The organism is Brevundimonas sp. UBA5936 (genome assembly GCA_002430835.1).
Classification (GTDB): Bacteria; Pseudomonadota; Alphaproteobacteria; order Caulobacterales; family Caulobacteraceae; genus Brevundimonas.
Window position 1 is genome coordinate 1 of sequence record DJDA01000099.1, and the last position, 4,811, is coordinate 4,811.

The 4,811-nt window shown below is 68.5% G+C and carries 4 protein-coding genes and 1 pseudogene; 1 reads left to right on the forward strand and 4 read right to left on the reverse strand.

Annotation, left to right across the window (positions count from 1 at the left end):
* Positions 1 to 213: 213 nt before the first annotated feature.
* The 4 genes and pseudogenes from tldD to B2Y21_RS09165 all read right to left on the reverse strand — a co-directional run.
* The gene (tldD, locus tag B2Y21_RS09150; protein ID WP_292059108.1) at positions 214 to 1,644 is read right to left on the reverse strand and encodes a metalloprotease TldD; all 1,431 of its coding nucleotides are present in this window, start codon (positions 1,642 to 1,644) and stop codon (positions 214 to 216) included.
* A 271-nt stretch (positions 1,645 to 1,915) separates the two neighbouring features.
* Positions 1,916 to 2,695 carry a GIN domain-containing protein gene (locus B2Y21_RS09155; protein ID WP_292059110.1) on the reverse strand — a complete coding sequence of 260 codons (780 nt, stop codon included), beginning with the start codon at positions 2,693 to 2,695 and terminating at the stop codon, positions 1,916 to 1,918.
* Between the two features lie 24 nt (positions 2,696 to 2,719).
* Positions 2,720 to 3,286 (reverse strand): DUF1700 domain-containing protein, encoded by a 567-nt coding sequence (locus B2Y21_RS09160; RefSeq protein ID WP_087141728.1) that lies wholly within the window; start codon positions 3,284 to 3,286, stop codon positions 2,720 to 2,722.
* A gap of 116 nt (positions 3,287 to 3,402) precedes the next feature.
* Positions 3,403 to 3,714, reverse strand: a pseudogene (locus B2Y21_RS09165) (PadR family transcriptional regulator); the annotation flags it as partial.
* A 276-nt stretch (positions 3,715 to 3,990) separates the two neighbouring features.
* Between B2Y21_RS09165 and coxB the strand changes: the two are divergent.
* A partial coding sequence (gene coxB / locus B2Y21_RS09170) for a cytochrome c oxidase subunit II (protein ID WP_292059115.1) occupies positions 3,991 to 4,811 on the forward strand: 821 nt, incomplete at its 3' end.

Below are 4,811 nucleotides of genomic sequence, written 5' to 3' on the forward strand. Positions count from 1 at the left end.
CTCCCGGCGGGAGAGGGCTTGAGCGCACGAGAGCGTCAGCGATCGTTCTTGCGCGAAAGGGTGAGGGGCTTGTCCTGTCAGTCGGCGTAAGCCGTTGCATGGACCGTCAGCCACGGCCTTTGGCCGACTTCAATCGCGAACCCTCACCCTTTCGCCTGTTCCAATCGCTTCGCTCTTGGAGGCTCAAGCCCTCTCCCGCCGGGAGAGGGTGGACTAGACCGCCGTGCCGCCAACCGTCAGGCCGCCGATCTTGAGGCTGGGCTGGCCGATGCCGACGGGGACGCCTTGGCCGGCCTTGCCGCAGGTGCCGACGCCGGGGTCGAAGGCGAAGTCGTCGCCGATCATCTGGATCTGGGTCAGGGCCGTGGCCCCGTCGCCGATCAGGGTGGCGCCGCGCACCGGGGCGGTGATCTTGCCGTCCTCGATCAGATAGGCCTCGGTGCATTGGAAGACGAATTTGCCGTTGGTGATGTCCACCTGGCCGCCGCCGAAGTTGGCGGCGTAGAGCCCGCGCCTGGTGCTGGCGATCATCTCGGCCTGCGAATCCGTGCCGCCTTCCATGAAGGTGTTGGTCATGCGCGGCATGGGCGTGTGGGCGAAAGACTGGCGGCGACCGTTGCCGGTGGCCTTGGCGCCCAGCTGACGCGCCGACAGCCGGTCGTGCATCAGGCCGACCATGATGCCGTCCTCGATCAGCACGGTGCGCGAGGTCGGAGTGCCTTCGTCGTCGAACGACAGCGAGCCGCGACGCCCGGCGATGGAGCCGTCGTCCACGACCGTCACGCCCGGCGCGGCCACGCGCTTGCCCATCATGCCGGTGAAGACCGACGAGCCCTTGCGGTGGAAGTCGCCCTCGAAGCCGTGGCCGACCGCTTCGTGCAGCAGGACGCCGGGCCAGCCCGCGCCCAGAACCACGTCCATCTCGCCCGCCGGGCAGTCGACGGCCTCCAGATTGACCAGGGCCTGACGCAGGGCCTCGTCCACCTGGGCCTGCCAGCGTTCGGGGGCGACCCATTCCTCGAAGCCTGCGCGTCCGCCCGCGCCGGACGAGGCGCTTTCGCGGCGGCCGTCCTTCTCGACGGTGACGGAGACGTTCAGCCGGACCAGCGGGCGCAGGTCGCTGAGCAGGCGCCCGTCGCCGCGCAGGATGTCGATGGCGCGACGCTCGCCGACCAGGGAGGCCGAGACCTGCACCACGCGCGGATCGCGGGCGCGCGCCCAGGCGTCGATCTCGGCCAGCAGGGCGATCTTGTCCGAGAAGGCCGGGGCCAGCAGCGGATCGACCGGATCATAGAGACGCTGGTTGGTGGCGCGCGGCGCCTCGGCGGCGGTTCCGGCATAGCCACGCTTGGCGAGCGCGGCGCTGTCGGCGGCGCGGCGGATGGCGGCGGCGGAGATTTCATTGGCGTGGGCGTAACCGGCGGTCTCGCCCGCCACGACGCGCAGGCCGAAACCTTCAACAGCATCGTAGGAGGCGCCCTTCAGCCGCCCGTCGTCGAAGACCAGGGATTCGCTCTCGGTCTTTTCGAGGAACAGCTCCCCGTCGTCGGCGCCCGACAGGGCGGTCTGCAGGATCGACAGGGCCTCGTCCGGGGCTACGCCCGCGGCGTCGAGGATGGGGGAGTGGGAGGCGACGGTGCTCATGGACGCTAGATAGGGGCTGCGAGGCCCGGCGTCACGGGGGCAGCAAAAACCCTCTCCTGTTGGGAGAGGGCTTGAGCGCACGAGAGCGTTAGCGATCGTTCAGGCGCGACCCGAAGGGCGGCGCGTAGCAGCCAAAGGGTGAGGGTTCGCGGTTGATGCGTTCACGCGACGGCTGACGCCGACGGACAGGACAAGCCCCTCACCCTTTCGGCTGGCGGATCGCCTTCGGCTCCCCGAGCCTCAAGCCCTCTCCCGCCGGGAGAGGGAGGCTTTAATCCTCCGTCACCTCGCCCGAGCCGCTGACCGACTGGCGCAGTTCGGCGGGACGGCGGGTCAGGCGGACTTCGCCGCTGCCCGAGACGTCGACCTCGGCCTTGCCGCTGGGGCCGACGCGGACCTCGCCCGAGCCGCTGACGCGGACCTTGGCGTCGTCGACGATCAGTTCGTCCATGCGGGCGTCGCCGGCGCCGGAGACGTCGACTGTCACGGCGTCGGTGCGACCCTGGACCCGCACGTCGGACGAGCCGGTCAGCGTGAGGTCCAGCGACGGCTGGTCATAGCCGCGGATCTTCAGCTCGGTCGGGCCCGACAGGTCGAAGGTCTTCACCGAGGGGGCCTTGATGATGATCTTCAGGGCGTCGGTCTCGCTCCAGCCGCGAATGCCGGTGCGGGTCCAGCGGACATAGCTGCGGTCGCCGCGCGGGGCTTCGTCCAGCGTCAGGCGGCCGTTGGAGAAGCGGACACGCTCGACCACGTTCTGGGCGCCCGAGATGGTGATGCCCGGGGTCTCAGCCTGCTGGTCGTAGACGACGTCGGCGGGGATGTTGATCGCCAGGCGATCGCCGCCCGTCCATTCGATGGTGCGGGTCGTGTCGGGCGAGACCTGGCCGCGCTCGACGGTGAAGCCGCTGTCGCCGGACTCGTCGTCGGTGATGACCCAGGTCCAGTCGTGGCGGGCCAGGTCGCGGCCTCCCACGGCGAAGGCGCCGCCGATGCCGACGATGGCCAGGATCAGGCCCGCGCCGGAGATGATGAGCAGATTGCGGATCATGACTGTGTTCTCCTCTCTCTGGCTTTAGGCCTGGGGTTCCAGGGCGGGCTTGACGACGCGGTAGTGCAGGCGGGCGTACCAGACGGTGGCGTCGATCAGCCACTTGGTCAGCAGGGCCATGGTTCCGACCATGAAGATGCCCAGACCCATCAGGCCGACGCCCAGCAGCGCGGCGGCCAGCGCCCCGCCCGGCAGACCCATGAAGGCGCCTGCCACCATGACGAAGCCGCCGGCGATGAAGACGCCGACCCCGCCCAGCAGCAGGGACAGCACCGTGCCGAAGACGGGCAGGGCGATGGGCAGCAGGATCAGGATGTCGATCGCGCCCAGGCCCAGGATGCCGAACACGGCCCCGGCGGCGGAGGAGGCCGACGGCTCCTGACGCCAGCGCTGGGCGCCGGCCTCGGCCTTCAGTTCGCGGGACAGGCGGTCGGGATCGCCCAGGGCCTCGGCCACCTCGGCCTCGCTGCGTCCGGCGGCGGCGCCGTCGGCGAAGTGGGCTTCATAGTCGGCCACGATCTCATTGGCGGTGGCGGCGGGCAGGCCCACCAGGCCGCGTCGCAGTCGCGCCAGGAATTCCGCGCGGTTCATTGCTTCTCTCCCCTGTCAGCTTGGGCAGTCGATTCGGTTTGGGCGCTCTGATCGAGCAGGGCGGGCGTTTCGGCCGGGGCCTCGGCGACAATGACGCTGTCGTCGTCATCGCCCGCGATCAGGGCCTCGACGGCGCGGGCGAAGGCCCGCCACTCGCCGGTCTGGCCGTCCAGGGCGCGGCGGCCCGCGGCGGTCAGACGATAGTATTTGCGCGACGGGCCGCTGGATGATTCGACCAGATAGGTCTCGACCAGGCCGTCGGTCTGCATCCGCCGCATCAGCGGATAGATGGTGCCTTCCCCCATGCCGATGGCGTCGGACAGGCGGCTGGCGATCTCATAGGCGTAGCTGTCGCGTCGGGCGAGCAGCGCCAGGACACACAGTCCCAGCACGCCTTTCTTCAGTTGGATGTCGATGGTGTCGGGCATTGCGTCCCTCTTGGGCGTCCCTCTCTAGGGTGCTTAAGGGGTATCGCAAGGTATCTTGCCGTGCAAGGTAGCTGTCCAAACATGACAGCGATTTAATCGACCGCATTTTGCCCGGAGGTCGCCATAGGTGCGCTTGATCGCTTGGCAAGGGCGGTTCGAGCCGATAAGGACCGGCCATGACACGCCGAGGTCCGTCTGGGCCCGGCGACGCTTGCGAATTGCTCGCAAACGTCTGCTGCAGAACGGTTTATGAGGACTTCTCGAATGGGGATGGGCATGCGAGCCATGGCGCGGTTGGGGGGCGGTATCGCCGCGACCGCCCTTGCCGCCATTTTCGCTGCGCCGGCGATGGCGCAGGATGTTTTGGGTCAGCCGACGCCGGCTGGTCTCGGCTTCCAGACGGCGGCCGCGCCGCTGGCGCACGAGGCTCACTTCTTCCACAACGTCGTGCTGATGCCGGTCATCACCGTGATCTGCGTCCTGGTGCTGGCGCTGCTGGTGTGGATCGCGATCCGCTACAACAAGCGCGCCAACCCGACCCCGGCCAAGTGGAGCCACAACACGGTCATCGAGGTCATCTGGACCGTGGTGCCGGTGCTGATCCTGGTCGGCATCTCCCTGTTCTCGTTCCGCCTGCTGTTCGCCTATCACGACTATCCGGACTCGGACGTGACGGTGAAGATCACCGGCAACCAGTGGAACTGGGGCTATGAATATCCGGACCAGGGTGTGGCCGAGTACATCTCGAACATGCTGCCGGAAGACAAGGCGCCCAAGCATCTGTACCGCCTGGCCGCCGATGAGCCGATGGTGGTTCCGGTCGGTCAGAACGTCCGCCTGCTGATCACCGCTTCGGACGTGATCCACGCCGTCGCCGTGCCGGCCTTCGCCATCAAGGTGGACGCCGTTCCGGGCCGCATGAACGAGACCTGGTTCCGCGCCGAGAAGGAAGGCGACTACTACGGCCAGTGCTCCGAGCTGTGCGGCGTCGACCACGCCTTCATGCCGATCCACGTCAAGGTGGTGAGCCAGGAAGCCTTCGCCGCCTGGGTCGCCTCCAAGGGCGGCTCCATGACCAAGGCCGCCGATGACGCCGC